This is a genomic window from Paracidovorax anthurii, assembly GCF_003269065.1.
Classification (GTDB): Bacteria; Pseudomonadota; Gammaproteobacteria; order Burkholderiales; family Burkholderiaceae_C; genus Paracidovorax; species Paracidovorax anthurii.
This window is the reverse complement of sequence record NZ_QLTA01000003.1, coordinates 1-20,918: the sequence shown is the minus strand read 5'-3', so window position 1 is coordinate 20,918 and position 20,918 is coordinate 1. Positions and strand designations below refer to the sequence as shown.

The window sequence follows — 20,918 nt, the reverse complement described above, 5'->3', positions numbered from 1 at the left end:
CATGAAGCGCTTCTATGCCATCGGCTTTCTCGTCCTGATCGCGTTCGACACGCTCGCGCAGATCAGCTTCAAGCTCGCGGGCGAGCACGCGCTGCCGCTGGAGTTCTCCGGCGCCTGGCTGCTGCGGGTCTTCGGCCAGCCCTGGATCTACGGCGCCTTCGTAGGCTACGTGGGCGCGTTCTTCACGTGGATGACGCTGCTGGAGCACGCGCCCATCGGCCCGGCTTTCGCGGCCTCGCACATGGAGGTAATTCCTGTGATGCTGCTGTCGGCTTGGATGTTTCACGACCCGCTGGGATGGCCACAGTGGCTCGGGGCGCTACTGATCGGCGGTGGTGGCATCTGCCTGGGCTACGGGGAAGCGGCCCAGGCCCGGCAAGCGGTGGAACAGAGATCAAAGCGCCTGCTGTAGCAGACGCAGCAGCCAAAGGTTGATGCTTCCCTGCATCGCCTGCCATTCGGCCAACTCTGGATGGGCCTCGACGATATCCTGCCCATCTACTGCACTGAGCCAACGCTTCCAGATCCCCTGATAGCGGTGCACAGAGACATCTCCCGTCACATCGCAGCCGACCAGCGATCCAGCCAAGGTGTCCACGATGGACTCCGCATGTCGGGGCATGAACCGGCCCTGGTCCCAGTGCGTACGCAGAACTTCGGGGGAAAACACGTCCTTGTCGATGCTGAGGTAGGTTGGGCCAGGAGTCGCCTCCAGCATTCTGCAGAACGCCTCGGCAACGGCATCGGCATCGGGAAAATCGTGGAACCGCCGACCCAGGCCGGCCCAGCGCGACCAGCGCACATCGACGCCCGAGCTCCAGTAGGTCAGCCGGCCGGACCACAACGGGTCCAGCGAGTGTTCCCACACACGGCGAAGACCGATGTCAGCCGACGTGATTCCGACCACATGCACATGCGACACCTCGGGCATCATGGCCACATGCCGCACCCAGGAACCACAATGCACCCCGAACGGATACCACATATTGTCGGGGTGATTGTCCAGCACGACCACGCGCACCGGCTGTTTCGGCCCATAGCCCCGCGCGGCAAGGCTCCGGGCAATCAGCAGCCAGCTCAGGTGATGGAAATCACCGCTGCCCGTGAACACGGGACCGTATTCGGGAAACGTGGGCAGGCACTCGTCAAGCAGCGCGCCAAAGGCCCGCATGCGGCGCAGACTGCAGGCCATGCGCAACGGCTCCTGCCAGGCATCGGCCAGCACCAGACGACGCTCTCCCGGTAGTTCCGCCACCGAGCCATCCAGATCCAGGACCATGGGGTCCGCCAGCAACAGGCTCATGCACGGACTCTCGGCGGCGCCGCGCATTCCAGCGTGCGCCGATCGCTCTCGAAATGCCTGCTGAATCGCCGGGCCAGCAGGCGCAGCAGGGAGTTACGCACATACACGGCATGACATGTCATGGAGAAGTGGGCCCCCAGGCTCTTCTTGATCTCCGGCGCGGCGCAGCCAGCGACATAGCAATCCAGGCCACGCCGGATCGCGTATTCCAGGTTCACCATCCAGCTCACGAAATACAGATCGACCTCCCGCGCTGCGGGATAGGCAAAGCCGATGTACTTGTCCACCAGCCGGCCCGAGCACTCGTAGCAGAGATTCCAACCCAGGAGTTCGCCAGTGGCAGCCAACCGGTATTCGAACACGATGCCTCCGCTACCAGCGTCACGCAGCGCTGCTGCGAAGAATCCGCGCGTTAATCGCTCGAAGCGGGTATGGCTGCGGTCATAGACCCCCTCGTAGAGCGCGTAGAGGGCATCCACCAAATTGTCGCTGGCGAATGCGTCGCCTGTGGGCACATGCCGAACTTCCAGCCTCTGCCTGCTGCGCCACTTGCGGCGCAGGTTGGCACGGCGACCGGAAGACAGCCGTGCGAGATAGCCTTCAAGGGAATCAAAATCGATGGGCAGGTAGGCCAGAGCCTGACCTTCCACCAGAATGAACCCCAGTTGCGTACAGGCATCGAGCAATCCGCGAGCGTATGCATTGTCAGCCTCGGAGAGTAGGGGCGATTCCCGGGGGACATCCTTGAGGATGGTCAGAGGGAATTTGTCGCAGACTGATTGCCGCAAGGTTTCAGCCAGTATTCGCGGCCGCTCTTGCACATCGGGCAGCGGCGCGTATTCCATCACCGGACTGCCCACGAATGCCGTCCGCACGCGCAGCCATGCAGACCAGACCCTGTGCATCGGCCATGACAGCACTCGCGACCGCAATGCTTCGTCTGCCGTGGTCAGCAGATCGAAAGGCGCCATGAACGCAGGCACTGGAACCCCGTCCAGCGCCGTAAACCCCTCGGATGGATGGAGCTGAAAATGCTCCATCAGCGACGAAGGCTCCACCAGATTACGCCAGCGCATCATGCTCAGCCGCGCTTGGCGCGGGTGATGAGCTGGTCGAGCAGGGCCATGGCCTCGTCGATCTCGGCGCGCGAGATCATCAGCGAGGGCGCGAAGGTGATCACGTTCTTGTAGTAGCCACCCACGTCGAGCACCAGCCCGCGCTTGCGGCCCTGGTAGTCCAGCGTGCCTTCGAGGCCCATGTCCACCATCTTGTCGAGCAGCGCGCGATTGGGCGTGAAGCCGTCCTCGGTGCAGATCTCGGCGCGCAGCGCCAGGCCCAGGCCGTCGACGTCGCCGATCTCCTTGTGGCGCTTCTGCAGGTCGCGCAGGCCTTCGAGGAAATAGGCGCCGCGCTCGCGCACCTGGGCGCCGAAGTCGATCTCGTGCGTCATCTTCATGACCTCCAGCCCCAGCGCCGTGCCCAGCGGGTTGGACGCGAAGGTGGAATGCGTGGAGCCCGGCGGGAAGATGGTCGGATTGATCAGCTCCTCGCGCGCCCAGAGACCCGAGAGCGCGTTGAGGCCGTTGGTGAGCGCCTTGGCGAACACCAGCACGTCGGGCTGCACGCCGAAGTTCTCCACCGACCACAGCGTGCCGGTGCGCCAGAAACCCATCTGGATCTCATCGACCACCAGCAGCACGCCGTGCTCGTCGAGCACCTTCTTGATGCCCTTGAAGTAGTTGGCCGGCGGGATCACGTAGCCGCCCGTGCCCTGGATCGGCTCGATATAGAACGCGGCGTACTCGCACTGGCGGGTCTTGGGGTCCCACACGGCGTGGTATTCGTTCTCGAACTTGCGGGCGAATTCGCTCACCAGCGACTCCGCGTATTCCTCGGACGTCATGCCCTTGGGGCGGCGGAACGGATAGGGGAACGGCAGGAACTGCGCGCGATCGCCGAAGTGGCCGAAGCGGCGGCGGTAGCGGTAGCTCGACGTGATGCTGGACGCGCCCAGCGTGCGGCCGTGGTAGCCGCCCTCGAAGGCGAACATCAGGCTCTTGCCGTTGGTGGCATTGCGCACCACCTTCAGCGAATCCTCGATGGCCTGCGCACCGCCCACGTTGAAGTGCACGCGGCCCGGACGGCCCCACTTGCGCTCGGCATCCTGGGCGATGGTCTTGGCCAGCTCGATCTTCGTGGGATGGAGGTACTGGCTGGCGATCTGCGGCAGCGTGTCGAGCTGCTGGCGGAGCACGTTCTCCAGCCGCGCGTTCTTGTAGCCGAAGTTCACGGCCGAATACCACATCTGCAGATCGAGGTACTGCGTTCCCTCGGCGTCCAGCATGTAGCTGCCTTCGCAGCCCGTGAAGATCTTGGGCGGGTTCACATAGTGGACGGTATCGCCGAAGGAGCAGTACTTGGCTTCGTCCGCAAGAAGCTGGGCAGCATCGATGGTCATGAAAGAGAGACTCCGGAAAGTGAGTGCCGCGGAGTCTGCGCAGCCAACCTTGATCGACTATCGAGCGTTTGTGTGCGATTTGTGCAGATGGTGGAGAACGCGTGCGGCGCGGAAGTCCATGCGCAGCCGCTTCGCATGTCCGTGCAGCCGTTCGTCTGCCGCCGCGCCCTTCGCGCGCGGCATTGCAAGAGTGCCCATTCCACACTTTGCAAGGAACCCACCCATGCCTATCTCATCGATTTCCCAAGCGCAAGTCCAGCGCACCCAGCAGGCCGGGGGAAGCGGCCAGAACAATCCGCAGGCGCTGTTCCAGCAGGTGCTGCTGGCGCTGCTCGAAGGCCTGCTCCAGAGACTGGGCAAGGACCGCCAGAACAACCCGCAGACCGACGCAGGCAACCGGGACAAGGCCTCGGGCGGTGGCGGTGGCGGCGGCGGCGCACCCAGCACGGGCGGCCCGTCGGCTCCCGCACCTTCTTCGGCGTCCCCGCCCTCCGCCACGCCGTCCACACCTTCCACGTCTTCGACACCCTCGACCCCCTCCACACCCACCACCCCCTCCACCACGCCTTCCACGCCTTCTGCCACCCCGTCTTCGCCCAGCACCGCGCAGACGCCCTCGACCGGCGACTTCAGCTCGAAGAGCGTCGATGAGGCGCAGAGCAAGGTCAGCCCGAAATTCCTCCCCGTGCTGCGCGGCGACGAGCAGCAAAAGGATGCGAAGGTCCAGACGCAGGCCGATTTCGGCCGGGCCGTGGACGAGACCGCCAAGGAATACGGGCTCGACCCCAATGTCTTCCGCGCCCAGCTGCAGTCGGAGTCCGGTGCCTTCACGCAGGACTTCCGCAAGGCGATGAAGGCGGAAGGGGACCTCGACCGCGCCGGCGAGAACAACACGTCGATCGGCCTGGGACAGATCTCCCGCAAGTTCCTGGATGGCCGCGAATGGTCCGACGGCGGCCCCGGCAACAGCCGCGTCGGCAGCCAGAAGGTGTCCACCGAGCAGTACCAGAACAGCGTGACGGTGCAACTGCGGACCGCGGCGTCCAACATCGCGCAGCGCATCGAGGACCACGGCGGCCTGAAGGGCGGACTGGCCTACTACGTGTCGGGCAACGAGGACCCCAACAACTCGAGCGCACAGACCTATCTCCAGCACATCAACGAGGCCCTGCGCAATCCCGCGGTGATGAACCCGGGGCGCTGACCGCCCCCTGCGGGGCGCCTGCGCCCCGCGCGCCAGCCCTGGCGCACGCGATCACGCGGGCCCGTGTGCATGCCGGGCCGCGTGCTGCGCGCACGCCGGTGGCGCCGCACGGCACGCCATGCGAGGGCCTCTTGGGAAGAACGCCAGCCCCAAGGAATGAAGGCCCGCGCCGGCATCGGGCCCGCCCTTCAGGCATCTTGACCCACCGCCACCACAGGGCACCCCAGAACCTTTTCTTACAACATCCTTGTTAGAGCACGATTAGATTCCCGCCCCGGAGGGAGGACAAATATGCTGAACATCGATCAGCAGGGCATGGTGATCCAGAACGCCCGCATCGTCGCGCGCAGGGAAATGAAGATCGAGCGGGGCCGGATGGACAAGGTCAACGGCATCGTGGTCCATCAGACCAACACCGCGTCGGAAAGCGCTGTATTCAACAGCTACAGCAGTCCACAGGCCAATGGTGCGCATTTCCTGATCGCCAAGGATGGCTCCATCTACCAAACGGCATCAATGTTCTTCAAAACCAACCACGTGGGTCGGCTGCGCGCCCGATGCATCGCCGAGAAGACCTGTGCACCTGCGGAGATCGTGCTCAACAGCAGCACGCGCTACGCGGCCATCCATGCCTCGGAAATGGGCAAGGAAGTCCCCGCGCGCTATCCCTCCAACACTGACAGCATCGGCATAGAGATCGTGGGCGTCGCGATTCCGCCACCACCGCAGAACATCCCCCGCGGACTCAGCGAATACCGGAGAAAACTCTATATCACCGAGAACTCCGTCTATGAGCCCTTGACGGGCCCGCAGAAGCTGTCGCTGCAGTACCTCATCGACCAGATCACGCAGACGCTCTCCGTTCCCAAAACAGAGGTGCACCGCCATCCGGACGTCAGCCACAAGAACCGCACGGAAGCGTCCACCGCGACATGGCAATGATGCCCCGCCGCACGTTCCTTCCTGCCGCCATGCTGGGTGCCATCGCCCTGGCGTCGCTGTCCATCCATGCCGAGGCCCCGAGGGCCATGCCTCCCGCCAAAACCGTTGGCCCGCTGGGACGCATGACGCTGCCGAGCGCCATCCAGCCCATCCCGGGAAGCGATGCCGATTGCTCCGATCTCGTGATCGATGCGAAGCGCGTCCGGTATTTCTGGACCCATGCCTCTGAAGGCCCGGCCTCGGACTTTCAGCGCGATGTGGACCTTGCCGACTGTGCAGCCACCGCCACCCTGCACCTCCCGCAAGGCACACGCGGCACCCTGCACCTCCATGACGCCACGGGCTGGGGCGTACTGGAATGGAAAGGCAGCACGCGCTACTTCCGCTGCGCCACGTGCGAAAACATCCTCGGGCGGGAATTCTTCACCGGGAACCCGCCGAAATGACCAGGAAGCACGGCCACCGGCCGCTTGCGGGCCTGCTGGCCCTCCTCTCCACCGCGGCGCTGCCTGTGCAGGCTTCTTCACCGTCCGAAGCACAGGCTGCCGAGCGACTGCGGACCACTGGCAACGCAGGGCACACGCTCCCCATGGCGGGCTCGCCTCTTCAGAAAATCGTGATCCGCACGAACCAGGCCCAGAGCGCCCATGGCAGTGACGTCGACTGCGCGGGCATGGGCATCGACGCTGCGCGCGTGCGCCACTTCTGGGCCAACGCCATCGAAGGCACGGCGCAGGAATACCGGCATGGCATCGACCTGGCCGACTGCGAAGCCCATGCCCAGGTGCACTTCCGATCCGGCGGCAAGGGGCGGCTCTCGCTGGACGACGCCACGGGCTGGGGCGCGCTGGAGCAGCGGGGCAGAACGCGCTATTTCTATTGCCCGTCGTGCGAAGGCATCCTCGGGCAGAAATTCAAGCCCGGGGCCGGGCCGCAGCCCAGATAGGCGGCCCCGAATGGTTCGCACGCACACATGCAGTTTCGCCTGGCGCGATCCGGCGCCCCCGTACATCGCCTTCAATCCATTTCCATGAATCTGCGCACGACCCATCGGCTGGGGCTCGCCTTCGCCCTCCTCCTGCTCGCGGCAGGCGTGGGCATGCTGCAGGCCGGCACGCCGGACACCCGCGATCCCGGGGAAGCCATGGCCCCGGCCTCGTCTTCCACCGTGCTGTCGGTGGATCTCATCGAGGCCTACAACCAGGGCGGCGGCCTGCGCGATTTCATTCAGCGCGCCCTGGCGCGGCCCGAGGCCGGGGGCGTTTTCTACGCCACGCAGATCCTGCGCAAGTGCCGCACCGTGCTGGCCGCGATGCCGGCTCCAAAGGGGCCTGCCCCATCGCCCGGCGCTGCCGCACCCGATGCCGCCCCCCAGGCGGACACGGCCCTCGCGGCGGCGAACACGCTGCACAGCCGCTGCGCCGGCCTTTCGCCGGACGACATGGCGGACGACCGCATCGCGCGGCTGGTCGCCGACGGCCTCCATCGCAAAGACCCGCTGCTCACGATGGCGACGCATGCGGGCACCTCGACCTACCAGGCCCCGGAGCGCCGCAGCTCCCTGCTGTTCGACCTCATGGCGACCCGGGACCCGCTGCTCGTGCAGGACGTCGCCTCCCGCATCGCGGTCCGCACCGACCCCCAGACGGGCGCGCGCGGCTACCGGTTCGACGGAACCTTCTATCCGCAGGTGTCGGACGCGGGCGTGGACCTCGCCTTCTACCTCCTGCCCTGCGGCCTGGGGCTGGATTGCACGCCCCGCACCGACTGGGACCTGCTGATCCGCTGCGCCAACGGGTTCGAATGCGCCACGAGCCGGCAGGCGCACGTGGCGGCCGTGCTGCGCGGCGATCCGGCCGCGTACGAACGGGTGATGGAGATGTACCGGCGGATGCTGGCGGCGATCCAGGGCGGGCAGATCGCGTCCTTCATCTGACGCGCGCTGCCGCCCGCGGCGGCCCGCCGGGCGCGCGCCCCGACGTCAGCGCGCCAGCACCGGCGCCAGCGCCCGCCCCGTGTGCGTGCCCAGCCGCACCACGTCCTCCGGCGTGGCGGCCGCCACGGTCCGGCCGCCGTCCTTGCCGCCCTCGGGGCCCAGGTCGATGATCCAGTCGGCCTCGGCGATCACGTCGAGGTCGTGCTCGATCACCACCACGCTGTGGCCGCCATCCACCAGCCGGTGCAGCACGCGGATGAGCTTGTGCACGTCGGCCATGTGCAGGCCCACGGTGGGCTCGTCCAGCACGTAGAGCGTGTGCGGCGCCTTCTGCCCGCGCCGGCCCACGTCGTCCCGCACCTTGGTCAGTTCGGTGACCAGCTTGATGCGCTGCGCCTCGCCGCCCGAGAGCGTCGGGCTGGGCTGGCCCAGCGTGAGGTAGCCCAGGCCCACGTCCTTGAGCAGCTGCAGCGGGTGGGCGATGCTGGGCATGCTCGCGAAGAACTCCACCGCCTCGTCCACCTCCATCTGCAGCACGTCGCCGATGCTCTTGCCGCGCCACGTGACGGCCAGTGTCTCGGGGTTGAAGCGCGCGCCGCGGCAGGCTTCGCAGGGTACCTTCACGTCGGGCAGGAAGCTCATCTCGATGGTGCGCACGCCCTGGCCCTCGCAGACCGGGCAGCGGCCCTCGCTGGTGTTGAAGCTGAAGCGCCCGGCGGCGTAGCCGCGCGCCTTCGCCTCCAGCGTCTCGGCGAAGAGCTTGCGGATGGTGTCCCAGAAGCCGATGTAGGTGGCCGGGCAGCTGCGCGGCGTCTTGCCGATGGGGGTCTGGTCTACCTCCAGCACGCGGTCGATGGTCTCGAAGCCCGCCAGGCCCGTGCAGCCCGCCAGCGGCGGCGCCTTGCCGGCGTCCATCGCGTCGCGCCCGGCCTTGGTGGAGCGCTGCTGCACCCAGGCCTGCACGTTGGCCAGCAGCACGTCGCGCGCCAGCGTGGACTTGCCCGAGCCGCTCACGCCTGTGACGGCGACCAGGCGGCGCAGCGGCACGCGCGCGGTGACGTCCCGCAGGTTGTGCAGGCGCGCGCCGCGCACCGTGAGCCAGTGCTCGGGGATGGCCGCGGCAGGTTCAGCGTCTTTTCGCGCGAATGTCGCCGTATTTTCTGGAGAGTTCGCTATTGAATCAGTAGCAAACACCGGCCTGCGCGGCTGCAGCGGGTGGCGCATGGCGTGCAGCAGGTAGCGCCCGGTCTGCGAATCCTCCGCCGCCGCGATGTCGGCCGCCGTGCCCTGGGCCACGAGGCGCCCGCCGCGCTTGCCGGCGCTCGGGCCGATGTCGATGATGTGGTCGGCGCGGCGGATGGTGTCCTCGTCGTGCTCCACCACCACCAGCGTGTTGCCCTTGTCGCCGAGCTTGTGCAGGGCATTGAGCAGGATCTGGTTGTCGCGCGCGTGCAGGCCGATGGTGGGTTCGTCCAGCACGTAGCACACGCCCTGCAGGTTGCTGCCGAGCTGCGCGGCGAGGCGGATGCGCTGCGCCTCGCCGCCCGAGAGCGTGGGCGCGCCCCGGTCCAGCGTGAGGTACGAGAGCCCCACTTCCTCCAGGAATTCGAGCCGGCTGCGGATCTCGGGGATCAGGTCGCGCGCGATCTCGGCCTCGCGCGGCGAGAGCACGCCGGCCGCCAGCGTCTGCACCCAGCGTCGCACGTCGCTCACCGACATCGCCGCGATGTCGGCGATGCCCACGCCCGCGAAGCGCACGGCACGCGCCGTGGCATTGAGGCGCGTGCCCTGGCAAGTGGGGCACACCGCATCGGCCACGTCCTCCACCTCGGGCTCGGCAAAGGTCTGCTCGCGGCCCCGGTTGTCGTCGGACTGCACCGAGTCGTCGAAGACCTTGCGCTGCGCGGCGGTGAGCTTCACGCCCGTGCCCACGCAGTCGGGGCACCAGCCGTGCTTGCTGTTGTAGGAGAAGAGGCGCGGGTCCAACTCGGCATAGCTGGTGGCGCAGACGGGGCAGGCGCGCTTGGTCGAATAGACCTGCAGGCGGCCGATGCCGGCGGTGGCGACGCCGTCTTCCATCGCGCCGCGCAGGCCGCCCAGGTCGCTCAGCACGTGCACCACGCCCTTGCCCAGCTCCAGCGCGCGCGCGAGCGCCCCGCGCAGCCGGACTTCGTTCTCGGGCGCCACGTCCAGGCTTTCGACGGGCAGCTCGATGGTGTGCTCCTTGAAGCGGTCGATGCGCGGGAAACCCGTGGTGGGCAGGAAATTGCCGTCCACGCGCAGGTGCGTGTAGCCGCGCGGCCGGGCCCAGTCGGCCAGCTCGGTATAGACGCCCTTGCGGTTCACCACCAGCGGCGCGAGCAGGCCGATGTGCTGGCCCTTGAACTGCGTGAGCAGCTGGGCCGCGATGCTGTCGGGCGTCTGCGGCTGCACGGCCGCGCCGTCGTGGATGCAGTGCTGGATGCCCAGCTTCACGTAGAGCAGGCGCAGGAAGTGCCACACCTCGGTGGTGGTGCCCACCGTGCTCTTGCGGCCGCCGCGCGAGAGCCGCTGCTCAATCGCCACCGTGGGCGGAATGCCGTAGACCGCGTCCACCTCGGGCCGCCCGGCCGGCTGCACGATGCTGCGCGCATAGGCGTTGAGCGATTCGAGGTAGCGGCGCTGGCCCTCGTTGAACAGGATGTCGAACGCGAGCGTGGACTTGCCCGAGCCCGACACGCCGGTGATCACGTTGAACCGGCCGCGCGGGATGTCCACGCTCAGGTGCTTGAGGTTGTGCTCCTTCGCGTTGACGATCTCGATGGCGTTCTTGGGCTCATGTCGGCGTCCTGCCTGCGTTATTTGCTTCTCTTTTCGTAGCACCGCAGCCTTCTCGTGCACCGAGTGGCCGCCCTCGCCCAGTGCCAGCTCGTAGTCGCGCAGCGCCTCGCCGGTGTGCGACGAGGGGTGCTGGCGCAGGTCCTCGGGCGTGCCCTCGGCCACCACGAGGCCGCCGCCGTCGCCGCCCTCGGGCCCCAGGTCGATGAGCCAGTCGCTCGCGCGGATCACGTCGAGGTTGTGCTCGATGACGACCAGCGAGTGCCCCGCATCGAGCAGCTTGCGCAGCGCGCGCATGAGCTTGGCGATGTCGTCGAAGTGCAGGCCGGTGGTGGGCTCGTCGAAGAGGAACAGCGTGCCCTTCTTCGCGAGCGGCTGGCGGCTGCTGCTGGCGCTCTTCGCGGCCTCGGCCAGGAAGCCGGCCAGCTTGAGCCGCTGCGCCTCGCCGCCCGAGAGCGTGGGCACGGGCTGGCCGAGCTTCACGTATTCGAGCCCCACGTCCACGATGGGCTGCAGCGCGCGGATCACGTCGCGGTCCTGGGCGAAGGCGGCCGCCGCCTCGCTCACCGTGAGGTCGAGCACGTCGGCCACGTTGATGGTCCGCCCACCGCGCTCGATGGTCACTTCCAGAATCTCGGGGCGGTAGCGCTTGCCGTCGCAGTCGGGGCAGCGCAGGTACACGTCGGAGAGGAACTGCATCTCCACGTGCTCGAAGCCCGAGCCGCCGCAGGTCGGGCAGCGCCCGTCGCCGGAGTTGAAGCTGAACTTGGCGGCGGTGTAGCCGCGCTGGCGCGCGAGGGGCGCCACGGCGAACAGCTCGCGGATGGCGTCCCACGCGCCCACGTAGCTCACGGGGTTGGAGCGCGCGGTCTTGCCGATGGGCGACTGGTCCACGAACACCACGTCGCCCAGTTGCTCGGCGCCCAGCAGGCGGTCGTGCGCGCCCGGCGATTCGGTGGCCTTGCCGAAATGGCGCAGCAGCGCGGGCGCGAGCACGTCCTGGATCAGCGTGGACTTGCCCGAGCCCGACACGCCCGTCACCGTGACGAGGCGCTGCAGCGGGAACTCGACCGAGACATTCTTCAGGTTGTGCTCCCGCGCGCCCTCCAGGATGAGGCGCGGGGTGGAGTCCGCGACCAGGCGCTTCACGCCCGCGCCGATCTGCCGGCGCCCGCCCAGGTACACGCCCGTGAGCGTGTCGGCCCGGCGCAGCTCGGCCGTGGTGCCGTCGAACACGATCTGCCCGCCTCGCTCGCCCGGGCCGGGGCCCATGTCGATCATGCGGTCGGCCGCGAGCATCACGGCCGGGTCGTGCTCCACCACCACCAGCGTGTTGCCGGCATCGCGCAGGCGCAGCATGGCCTCGGTGATGCGGTGCATGTCGCGCGGGTGCAGGCCGATGCTGGGCTCGTCCAGCACGAAGAGCGTGTTCACGAGCGAGGTGCCCAGCGCCGTGGTCAGGTTGATGCGCTGCACCTCGCCGCCCGAGAGCGTGCGGCTCTGCCGGTCCAGCGTGAGGTAGCCGATGCCCACGTCGCACAGGTACTTGAGGCGCGTGGTGATCTCTTCGTGCAGCAGCTTCAGCGCCTGCGCGTCGCCGCCGGCCGCCGCGTCGCCCTGCGGCAGCGCCATGTGGCCGAAGAAGCGACGCAGGCGCTCGATGGGCAGCAGCATCAGGTCGTGCAGCGTGAGGCCCGGCAGCGCCTCCATCTGCGCGCGGCTCCACTGCACGCCCTGCGGCATGAAGCGCCGCGCGGGCTCCAGCACGGCATCGGCGTCCTCCTTGCTGCCCACGCGCCACAACAGGCTCTCGGTCTTGAGCCGCGCGCCCGCGCACACCGGGCAGGGCGTGTAGCTGCGGTACTTGGAGAGCAGCACGCGGATGTGCATCTTGTAGGCCTTGCTCTCCAGGTACTCGAAGAAGCGCCGGATGCCGTACCACTGCTTGTTCCAGTTGCCTTCCTTGTAGCCCGGCGCGCCGTCGATCACCCAGCGCTTCTGGTCCTCGGTGAGCTTGTACCAGGGCGTGTCGCGCGGGATGCCGGCCGCCTCGGCGTGGCGCATGAGGTCGTCCTGCGCCTCTTTCCAGGCCGGCGTCTGGATGGTCTTGATCGCGCCCGCGCGCAGCGTGAGCCGGTCGTTGGGGATCACGAGGCCGTAGTCCACGCCGATCACGCGCCCGAAGCCCCGGCAGGTCTCGCAGGCGCCCACGGCGGAGTTGAACGAGAACATCGAGGGGATCGGGTCGGCGTAGCGCAGGTCGCTGTCGGGGCAGTGCAGGCCCGTGGAGAAGCGCCACAGGTCGGGTGCGCCTTCTTCGTGCAGGCGATAGACGTTCAGCCGCCCGGCGCCGCGCTTGAGCGCCACCTCGATGGCCTCCACCACGCGCGCGCGCTCGGCGTTGCCGAGCCGGAAGCGGTCCGCCACCACGTCCAGGACCTTGACAGCCCCCACGCTCCCCACTTCGTGTGGTTCGCTGCCCCCCGAGGGGGCGCTCGCTTGCTTGGGGCGGCCCGGCGCGGCGCTCGTGCGCGGCCCCGTGGGCGTGCCGACCTCGCGCTCGGCCTGCACCTTCGTGAACCCGCTGGCGGACAGCCATTGCTCCACCTGCTCGGCCGAGGTATCGGCGGGCAGCTCCACCGGGAAAGTGAGCACGATGCGCGGATCGCCCGCCTCCGCGCAGCGCCGCTGCAGCTCGGCATAGAGGGTGTCCGGCGTGTCGTGGCGCACGGGCTGCGCGGTCTGCCGGTCGAAGAGCTGCGCGGCGCGCGCGAACAGCAGCTTCAGGTGGTCGTTGATCTCCGTCATCGTGCCCACGGTGGAGCGCGAGGACCGCACGGGATTGGTCTGGTCGATGGCGATGGCGGGCGGCACGCCTTCCACCCTGTCCACGGCCGGCTTGTCCATGCGGTCGAGGAACTGGCGCGCATAGGCACTGAAGGTCTCCACGTAGCGGCGCTGGCCCTCGGCGTAGAGCGTGTCGAACACCAGGCTGGACTTGCCGGAGCCGCTGGGCCCGGTCACCACGGTGAGTTCGCCCGTGCGGATGTCCACGTCCAGGTTCTTGAGGTTGTGCTGGCGCGCGCCAAGGATGCGGATCAGGCCCTGGGTGGTCATCGGGGGATCTTTCGGAGGAGGAGGCGGAGCATTCTAGGAAAAGGCGGGCCGCTGCCCGGGCCCGGCACCGGCTTATCCATGCGCGGCATTCAAGGACATTGACAATCGGGCCCTCTTTCTTTCCGGTCGCTGGAAACTCCGCGCAACGCCCGCATCCCGCGCACAGGAAGGGCTACAGAATCCAAGGGTTGTTACCGCTTGTCACTGCCATGCGGGTGCGCCATCGTCATGTCACCATGGCGGCGTAGCCACGGAACCGGCACGGCCCGCGCCCGACGATCCACCCCCGTCCGATTCCCCCCGCCATCCGACCCGGGCCCTCCATCCCTCTCATTTCCTGGAGAACAGACATGACCCTTTCCTGGCGCCAAGCCGGCGCGGCCCTGGCACTGTCGGCCGCCACCCTCCTCGCCGCGCCCCTCGCGCAGGCGCAGCTTCTCATCGGGCAGACCGCGGGCTTCACCGGCCCCGTCGCGGCGGGCGTGCAGGAGACCACCGAAGGCGCCCGGCTGTACCTGCAGGCGGTGAACGCGCGGGGCGGCATCCACGGGCAGAAGGTGGAACTGGTCTCGCTGGACGACAAGTTCGAGCCCGCGCAGACGCTCGCCAATGCCCGCAAGCTCGTCGAAGAGCAGAACGTGCTCGCGCTCTTCCTCACGCGCGGCACGCCCCACACGGAAGGCCTCATTCCGCTGCTCGACAAGTACGGCGTGCCCCTCGTGGGCCCGTCCACGGGCGCGATGGTGCTGCACCGCCCCGTGCGCAAGCACATCTTCAACGTGCGCGCCACCTACCAGCGCGAGGCCGAGAAAGCCATCTCCCACCTGGCATCGATGGGCATCACCCGCGTCGCCGTGGTGATCACCGACGACAGCTTCGGGGCCGACGGCCTGGCCGGCGCGCTCAAGGGCTTCGAGGCCGCGAAACTCAAGCCCGTGCTGCAGGAGCGCTTCGATCGCGCCAAGCCCGACTTCACCGCCATCGCCCCCAAGGTGGTGCAGTCCCAGGCGCAGGCCGTGCTCATGGTCGCCTCGGGCGCCGCCACGGCCGAAGGCTATGCGGCGTTCCGCGCCGCCGGCTCGGGCGCGCAGCTCATCACGCTCTCCAACAATGCCTCCTCGGGCTTCGCCAAGAGCCTGGGCACCAACGGCCGGGGCGTGATCGTCACCCAGGTGTTCCCCAACGAGCGGGCCACGAACTTCCCGCTGGTGCGCGAGGCGCATGAGCTGGCCAAGGCCCAGGGCAAGGAAGTCAGCCCCGCCATGCTGGAGGGCCTCGCGGCCGCCAAGGTGCTGGTCGAAGGCCTGCGCCGCGCGGGCCCCAAGCCCACGCGGGAACGCCTGCAGGCCGCGCTCGAAGGCATCCAGAAATTTGACATCGGCGGCCTGGAGGTCAACTTCAGCCCCGAGGACCACACGGGCCTCGACTTCGCCGACCTGTCCATCATCGGCACCGACGGCAAGTTCCGCCGCTGAGGCCCGCCACCGCCCCGGCGCGGAAGCCGGGGCGCCAGGGTGGCGATCCGCCGGAAACGACAAGGCCCGCGCCAGGCGGGCCTTCTTCATGGAACGTCAGGGCCGGCCCGCGTGGTGCGGGCCCCCATCTCACTGCGAAGCCGCGCTGGCCGGAGCCGCCGGGGCAGCAGGTGCGGAAGCCGGGGTCGCCGAGGGTTCAGGCGCATGGATCGCATCGGCGCCATGCTTCTCGCCACTCATGTCCACCTTGTCACCGGCTTTCATGATGACGAACAGCGAGAGCGCTGCGAACGCGATGAAACCAACGACGATCTTCCACATACCTGTCTCCTTGTGCGATGTTGAGGGAAATGGGGTTGAAAAATGGCCCCCACGCTCCCTCGCTGCGCGGGGTCGCTACCCCCCAAGGGGGTATTTTTCATCTTGGGGCGGCCCGGCGATGAAAAAGGCCCCCACGCTCCCTCGCTGCGCGTGGTCGCTGCACCCCGGGGGGCGTTTTTCATCTTGGGGCGGCCCGGCGATAAAAAAAGCCTCACAGCCCCTGCGGGTTGTGAGGCCCTGGCCGTGGCCGCTACGAGAGCCGCCCCGGCGTCACACTGCCATGATCAGAAGTTGTGACGGATACCGACTGCCACGGAGCTGAAGTCGTTGCCGGCTGCGCTCGTGAAGTAGTTGATGTTGCTGCCGTTGCTGACCTTGGTGTAGTAGCCGTACACCTTGGTGCGCTTGCTCAGGTTGTAGTTGTAGCCCAGGGTGTACTGGGTGGCTGCCGTGCCGGCCAGATCGCCGCCAGCGGCCTTGATCTTGAATGCGCGGCCGACGTTCACGTGGAACTCGGAAGCGCCCAGCGTGTAGGCACCGGCCAGACGCACGTTGTTGAACTTGGCGTCCACGTTCACGTTGTTGAAGCGGTCCAGCTTGGCGTGCTGGTAGTAGCCGCCGAAGGTGAAGGCACCCATCGTGTACAGGGCGCGCAGGCCGAGTTGCTGGGCTTCGCCACGCTTCGTGTAGCCAGCGCCCAGTGCCAGGGGACCGGCGTTGTAGTTGGCGGCCAGATCGTAGGCGTTCTTGCGGCTCAGGCCGTCCACGCTGGTGTTCTGGTTCTCGTGCAGGCTCACGGCACCTTCGGCCCAGAAGCCACCGAACTCGGGGGTGCGGTAGCCGACCTTGTTGCTGTCGTTCATCAGGTACTGATAGAACGCGTCGGAGGAGCTGCCCGTGTCGTGGTTGTGCAGGCTCACGTAGTCAGCCGTGGCGTAGTAGGACTCGGCGGTCCAGCGGCCCAGGCGGACCATACCGAAGTTGCCGGACAGGTTCACTTCGCTCTGGCGGGCGAAGGTCAGGCCAGCGTTGGTGCCCGTGCCGGAACCCGTGTCGGAGTTGAAACCGCTTTCCAGCTGGAAGCCGGCCTTCAGGCCGCCACCCAGGTCTTCCACGCCCTTGAAGCCGAAGCGGGAAGCGTTGTTGAACACGCCCGTGGTCTTCACGTTGCCGTCTTCCTGACGCTCGACGGTGGTGTTCACGCGGCCATACAGCGTGATGCTGCTTTGTGCGAAAGCAGCGGTGCTACCCAGGAGAGCCAGCACAGCCAGCGCCAAACGATTCGTCTTTTGCATTTGATTTCCTTGAATATTTATTTCCGACAGTGGGGTAGGGCACCGCGCTGGCCCATGGCGACAGGATGCTGGTGCAACTACTCGCCAAATTCTAGGTGTAACAAACTAGCTACCACGGTTGAAAGTCGTTTTCATAACAAAGCTGATGTTTAGCCACCACACTTTGGTGTTTTTTTCCCACACTTGCCGGCCTCCGGAACCCGCCCCCTTGCCCGGTTCCCTCTGCTCACCCACCAGGGCCGCGGCGACCCTGTTCCGGCCGCCGCGGCGCCCGGTCAGTCGTTGGCGTAGATGTCCACGTCCTTGGTTTCGCGGATGAACAGGGTGCCGATGATGGCCGTCGCCCCCGCGATGATGATGGGGTACCAGAGGCCGTTGTACATGTTGCCCGTCTGCGCCACGATCGCGAACGAGGTGGTGGGCAGCAGGCCGCCGAACCAGCCGTTGCCGATGTGGTAGGGCAGGCTCATGGAGGTGTAGCGGATGCGCGTGGGGAACATCTCCACCAGCATGGCCGCGATGGGGCCGTACACCATGGTCACGAGGATCACGAGGTAGGTCAGGATGACGATCATCAACACCTTGTTCATCTTCGCGGGGTCCGCCTTGGCGGGGTAGCCGTCGGCCTTGAGCGTGTCGGCCACTTCCTTCTTGAAGGCGGCGTCCTTGGCCTTGGCCTCGTCGGCGGAGATGCCGCGCGAGGTGTAGCTCGGGATGGCCTTCTCGCCGATCTTGATCACCGCGGGCGTGCCGGCCGGCGCGACCTCGTTGTCATAGCTCACCGAGCCGGCGGCCAGCACCTGCTTGGCGATGTCGCACGAACTCGTGAACTTGGCCGTGCCCGTGGGGTTGAACTGGAACGAGCATTCCGCCGGATCGGCCACGATGACGACCTTGTTCTTGGCCTGCGCGGCGGCGAGGTCGGGGTTGGCGGCCTCGGTCAGGGCCTTGAACACCGGGAAGTACGTCAGCACCGCCAGCACGCAGCCCAGCATGATGATGGGCTTGCGGCCGATCTTGTCGGAGAGCGAGCCGAACACGATGAAGAACGGCGTGCCGATCAGCAGCGCGGCGGCGATCATCAGGTTGGCCGTGACGGCATCCACCTTGAGCTGCTGCGTGAGGAAGAAGAGCGCGTAGAACTGGCCCGTGTACCAGACGACGGCCTGGCCGGCGGTGAGGCCGATGAGCGCCAGGATCACGATCTTGAGGTTCTTCCACTGGCCGAACGATTCGGCGAGCGGCGCCTTGGAGGTCTTGCCCTCGGCCTTCATCTTCTGGAAGGCGGGCGACTCGGAGAGCGACAGCCGGATCCACACCGAGATCCCCAGCAGCAGGATGGACACCAGGAACGGGATGCGCCAGCCCCAGTCGCCGAAGGCCTGCTCGCCCATGACCGTGCGGGTGCCCAGGATCACGAGCAGCGACAGGAACAGGCCCAGCGTTGCCGTGGTCTGGATCCAGGAGGTGTAGGCGCCGCGCTTGCCGTGCGGCGCGTGCTCGGCCACGTAGGTGGCCGCGCCCCCGTACTCGCCGCCCAGCGCCAGGCCCTGCAGCATGCGCAGCGCGATCAGGATCACCGGGGCCGCCACGCCGATGCTGGCGTAGGTCGGCAGGATGCCCACGATGAAGGTGGACAGGCCCATGATGAGGATGGTCACCAGGAAGGTGTACTTGCGGCCGATCATGTCGCCCAGGCGCCCGAACACCAGCGCGCCGAAGGGCCGCACGATGAAGCCCGCCGCGAAGGCCAGCAGCGCGAAGATGAAGGCCGAGCCCGCATCCAGGCCGCTGAAGAACTGCTTGGCGATGATGGCCGCCAGCGAACCGTACAGATAGAAGTCGTACCACTCGAACACGGTGCCGAGGGACGAGGCGAAGATGACTTTTCTCTCTTCCGGCGACATGGGCCGGGGGGCAACATTGGTAGCCATGGTGCTTGTCTCCATGAGGTGATCGTTGCGACTGCACCGTGCCTCCCGTGAGGAGCGCCGCGTGCAACCTGGGCCGCACTATCGAACCGCCGTCTGACCGAAGTCTGACAACCGCGCCCCCTCCTCCACGCACCCGCCGGCACGGGCTGACGCGGAACTGACAAACCCCGGAACAACCCTGTCCCGGCTTTTCTCGATGCGGGAAAACCGCCCCGGGAACCCCGTCCGGACGGACCCCGGCGGCGGGGGAAAACCCTTCCCGGGGACAAACCCTGAGAACGTGTTCACGATCTCCCAGGGGTCGCGCAGGCCCCCGGAACCCTCAGCTCGCGCCCGGCAGGCCGGAGGGAACGCCGGCCACCGCGTCCCAGCGGGGGCCGTCGAACCAGCTGTCGCCCTCCAGGCAGGCCCGCAGCATGGGCAGGCCGTCCAGCCCCCAGAAGAGCCGGCCGCCCGTCTCGAAGGACGGCACGCCGAACACGCCCCGGCGCGCGGCGGCGTCGGTGTTGGCCCGCAGCAGCGCCTTGGCACGCGCGCCGGGCTCGGCGCCCGCCACCTCGGCCCGGCGCTGCGGCGCCAGCGCTTCGGCCAGTTGCGCCAGCCGCGCGGGGTCGAGCGCATCGGCGCCCCCCCGCCACACGTGGCGCAGCACGGTGCCCGCCACGAAGCGGTTGATGGCGCCGTCCTCGCTGCAGGCGAGCGACTCCCGCAGGAGCGGCAGCGGGTTGAAGGGATGCCGCGCGGGCATGTCCAGCCCCGTGCCCAGCGCATGGCCCAGCCATTCGGCATGGCGGTAGGTCCAGTCGCGCTTGGGCGCGATACCGGCGGGGCCGGGGTTGCCGTGCTGCTGCAGCAGCGCGCCCAGCAGCACGGGGCGGTATTCCACCGAATGGCTCAGGCCTTCGAGCACCTGGGGCAGCCGCTCGAACGCCAGCCAGGCATAGGGCGAGACGAAATCCAGGTAGAAAACGATGTGCTTCATGGCGAACCCTCCATGCCCGGCGCCAGCAGGCCCTCCAGACCAGCGCGGCGCAGCAGTTGCGCCCAGATCGCGCGGCGGCGCGCCGGGCCGGCGGACGACCAGTCGCGGATGTCATCCAGCGTGCGGAAGCACCCCTCGCAGTGGCCGCCATCGGCGCTCATGCGGCACACGCCGATGCAGGGCGAAGGCACGGGGGCTTCGCTTTCTGCATCGAAATGCCCGCACGTCGCCATGTTTGCTGCCCGTTCAGCTATTAATTCAATAGCATTCATGGTGTCGTGGCCTGGACCACGTCCACCACCGGGGCCCCCGTGAGCGCCTCCAGGTCCTGCGGCCGCAGGGGGAAGACGCCGTGCGGGTGGCCCGCGGCGGCCCAGATCTCGTCGAAGCGGAACAGCTCGCGGTCGATCAGCGTCACCGGCGGATGGGCATGGGCCACGGGCGACACGCCGCCGATGGAAAAGCCCGTGCGCGCCTTCACGAAGTCCGCATCGGCGCGGCCCACCTTGCCGACGTGCGCCTCCACCTTCTTCTCGTCCACCCGGCGGTCGCCCGAGGTGACCACCAGCACCGCCACGTCGTCGCTCTTGCGGCGGAAGATGATGCTCTTGGCGATCTGGCCCACGGCGATGCCCAGGGCGTCGGCGGCCTCCTGCGCGGTGCGCGCGGAGTTGTCCAGCATGCGCGGGGCATGCGGATGGCCGCTGGACTGCAGGGCCGCGGCCACGCGCTGCACGCCATCGGGAAGGGAATGGAGTTCGGCACCACACATGGGGAGAAGCGTCCTTGTCGTCGGGAATGAAGGAAAAGGCGACCATCTTAGAACGTGTTTACGATCTTCTGAGTAGCAGAGCCAGAAACGCCAAGTGGACGAACTGTAAGCTGGTGTTGAGCCATCGCTCACAGTTCTTCCATAGCCGCCGATTCTTGTCCAGCCAAGCAAAGCTGCGCTCAACCACCCAGCGCTTGGGCATGACCTTGAAGGTGTGCAACTCGCTTCTCTTGGCGATCTGCACCGTCACATGCTCACCCAGGATGTCCTTGACGCCTTGCGCGAAGGGCTCGCCTGTGTAACCGCTGTCCGTCAGCACACTTTGCACCCGCCCCAGCGAGCGCTTGCAGCGCTTGAAGGCC

General features: G+C 67.6%; 18 protein-coding genes. 7 read left to right on the top strand and 11 right to left on the bottom strand.

The window, feature by feature from the left end; genetic code table 11:
* Position 1 precedes the first annotated feature (1 nt).
* On the top strand, positions 2-412 hold the full coding sequence (locus AX018_RS02240; RefSeq protein WP_111875693.1) for a DMT family transporter: 411 nt from the start codon (positions 2-4) through the stop codon (positions 410-412).
* On the opposite strand, the gene AX018_RS02235 is transcribed toward AX018_RS02240, so the two are convergent.
* The 3 genes from AX018_RS02235 to AX018_RS02225 are packed head-to-tail and all read right to left on the bottom strand — an operon-like array spanning position 395 to position 3,761.
* A complete protein-coding gene (locus AX018_RS02235; RefSeq protein WP_111875864.1) occupies positions 395-1,303 on the bottom strand; it encodes an arginase family protein in 909 nt (302 codons plus the stop codon). The two genes, AX018_RS02240 and AX018_RS02235, sit on opposite strands and share 18 nt — an antisense overlap.
* Positions 1,300-2,388, bottom strand: coding sequence for a GNAT family N-acetyltransferase (locus AX018_RS02230; RefSeq protein ID WP_415842307.1), 1,089 nt, complete (start codon positions 2,386-2,388; stop codon positions 1,300-1,302). The genes AX018_RS02235 and AX018_RS02230 overlap by 4 nt, the downstream gene beginning before the upstream one ends.
* Positions 2,385-3,761 carry an aspartate aminotransferase family protein gene (locus tag AX018_RS02225; protein ID WP_111875692.1) on the bottom strand — a complete coding sequence of 459 codons (1,377 nt, stop codon included), beginning with the start codon at positions 3,759-3,761 and terminating at the stop codon, positions 2,385-2,387. The genes AX018_RS02230 and AX018_RS02225 overlap by 4 nt, the downstream gene beginning before the upstream one ends.
* Positions 3,762-3,984: 223 nt before the next feature.
* Between AX018_RS02225 and AX018_RS02220 the strand changes: the two genes are divergently transcribed.
* The 5 genes from AX018_RS02220 to AX018_RS02200 all read left to right on the top strand — a co-directional run bounded on the left by AX018_RS02220 (position 3,985) and on the right by AX018_RS02200 (position 7,843).
* Entirely contained in the window at positions 3,985-4,965 is a 981-nt protein-coding gene (locus tag AX018_RS02220) for an FmdB family transcriptional regulator (RefSeq protein WP_111875691.1), read from the top strand.
* 291 nt (positions 4,966-5,256) lie between these two features.
* Positions 5,257-5,907 carry a peptidoglycan recognition protein family protein gene (locus AX018_RS02215; RefSeq protein ID WP_111875690.1) on the top strand — a complete coding sequence of 217 codons (651 nt, stop codon included), beginning with the start codon at positions 5,257-5,259 and terminating at the stop codon, positions 5,905-5,907.
* 29 nt (positions 5,908-5,936) lie between these two features.
* The gene (locus AX018_RS02210; protein ID WP_245951396.1) at positions 5,937-6,353 is read left to right on the top strand and encodes a hypothetical protein; all 417 of its coding nucleotides are present in this window, start codon (positions 5,937-5,939) and stop codon (positions 6,351-6,353) included.
* Entirely contained in the window at positions 6,350-6,853 is a 504-nt protein-coding gene (locus tag AX018_RS25585) for a hypothetical protein (protein WP_245951395.1), read from the top strand. The genes AX018_RS02210 and AX018_RS25585 overlap by 4 nt, the downstream gene beginning before the upstream one ends.
* A gap of 84 nt (positions 6,854-6,937) precedes the next feature.
* Positions 6,938-7,843 (top strand): hypothetical protein, encoded by a 906-nt coding sequence (locus tag AX018_RS02200; protein ID WP_111875688.1) that lies wholly within the window; start codon positions 6,938-6,940, stop codon positions 7,841-7,843.
* Positions 7,844-7,888: 45 nt separating this feature from the next.
* Here the strand turns inward: AX018_RS02200 and AX018_RS02195 are convergent, their stop codons facing one another.
* A complete protein-coding gene (locus AX018_RS02195) occupies positions 7,889-13,777 on the bottom strand; it encodes an excinuclease ABC subunit UvrA (protein ID WP_111875687.1) in 5,889 nt (1,962 codons plus the stop codon).
* 350 nt (positions 13,778-14,127) lie between these two features.
* On the opposite strand from AX018_RS02195, the gene AX018_RS02190 reads away from it, so the two are divergent.
* On the top strand, positions 14,128-15,252 hold the full coding sequence (locus AX018_RS02190) for an ABC transporter substrate-binding protein (RefSeq protein ID WP_111875686.1): 1,125 nt from the start codon (positions 14,128-14,130) through the stop codon (positions 15,250-15,252).
* Between the two features lie 129 nt (positions 15,253-15,381).
* On the opposite strand, the gene AX018_RS02185 is transcribed toward AX018_RS02190, so the two are convergent.
* The 7 genes from AX018_RS02185 to AX018_RS02155 form a co-directional block, all read right to left on the bottom strand.
* Positions 15,382-15,573, bottom strand: a complete 192-nt coding sequence (locus tag AX018_RS02185; protein WP_111875685.1) for a hypothetical protein — start codon at positions 15,571-15,573, stop codon at positions 15,382-15,384.
* 284 nt (positions 15,574-15,857) lie between these two features.
* Complete coding sequence (locus AX018_RS02180) at positions 15,858-16,868, bottom strand: porin (protein ID WP_111875684.1); 1,011 nt, start codon at positions 16,866-16,868, stop codon at positions 15,858-15,860.
* A gap of 275 nt (positions 16,869-17,143) precedes the next feature.
* Positions 17,144-18,802 (bottom strand): MFS transporter, encoded by a 1,659-nt coding sequence (locus tag AX018_RS02175; protein ID WP_111875861.1) that lies wholly within the window; start codon positions 18,800-18,802, stop codon positions 17,144-17,146.
* 322 nt (positions 18,803-19,124) lie between these two features.
* Positions 19,125-19,784 (bottom strand): 2-hydroxychromene-2-carboxylate isomerase, encoded by a 660-nt coding sequence (locus AX018_RS02170; protein ID WP_111875683.1) that lies wholly within the window; start codon positions 19,782-19,784, stop codon positions 19,125-19,127.
* On the bottom strand, positions 19,781-20,056 hold the full coding sequence (locus tag AX018_RS02165) for a DUF1289 domain-containing protein (protein WP_111875682.1): 276 nt from the start codon (positions 20,054-20,056) through the stop codon (positions 19,781-19,783). The genes AX018_RS02170 and AX018_RS02165 overlap by 4 nt, the downstream gene beginning before the upstream one ends.
* Positions 20,053-20,556: a YbaK/EbsC family protein gene (locus AX018_RS02160; RefSeq protein ID WP_111875681.1), complete on the bottom strand. Its 504-nt coding sequence runs from the start codon at positions 20,554-20,556 to the stop codon at positions 20,053-20,055. The genes AX018_RS02165 and AX018_RS02160 overlap by 4 nt, the downstream gene beginning before the upstream one ends.
* Before the next feature lie 58 nt (positions 20,557-20,614).
* The coding region (locus AX018_RS02155) for a transposase (RefSeq protein ID WP_146749203.1) at positions 20,615-20,918 on the bottom strand (304 nt) is incomplete at its 5' end.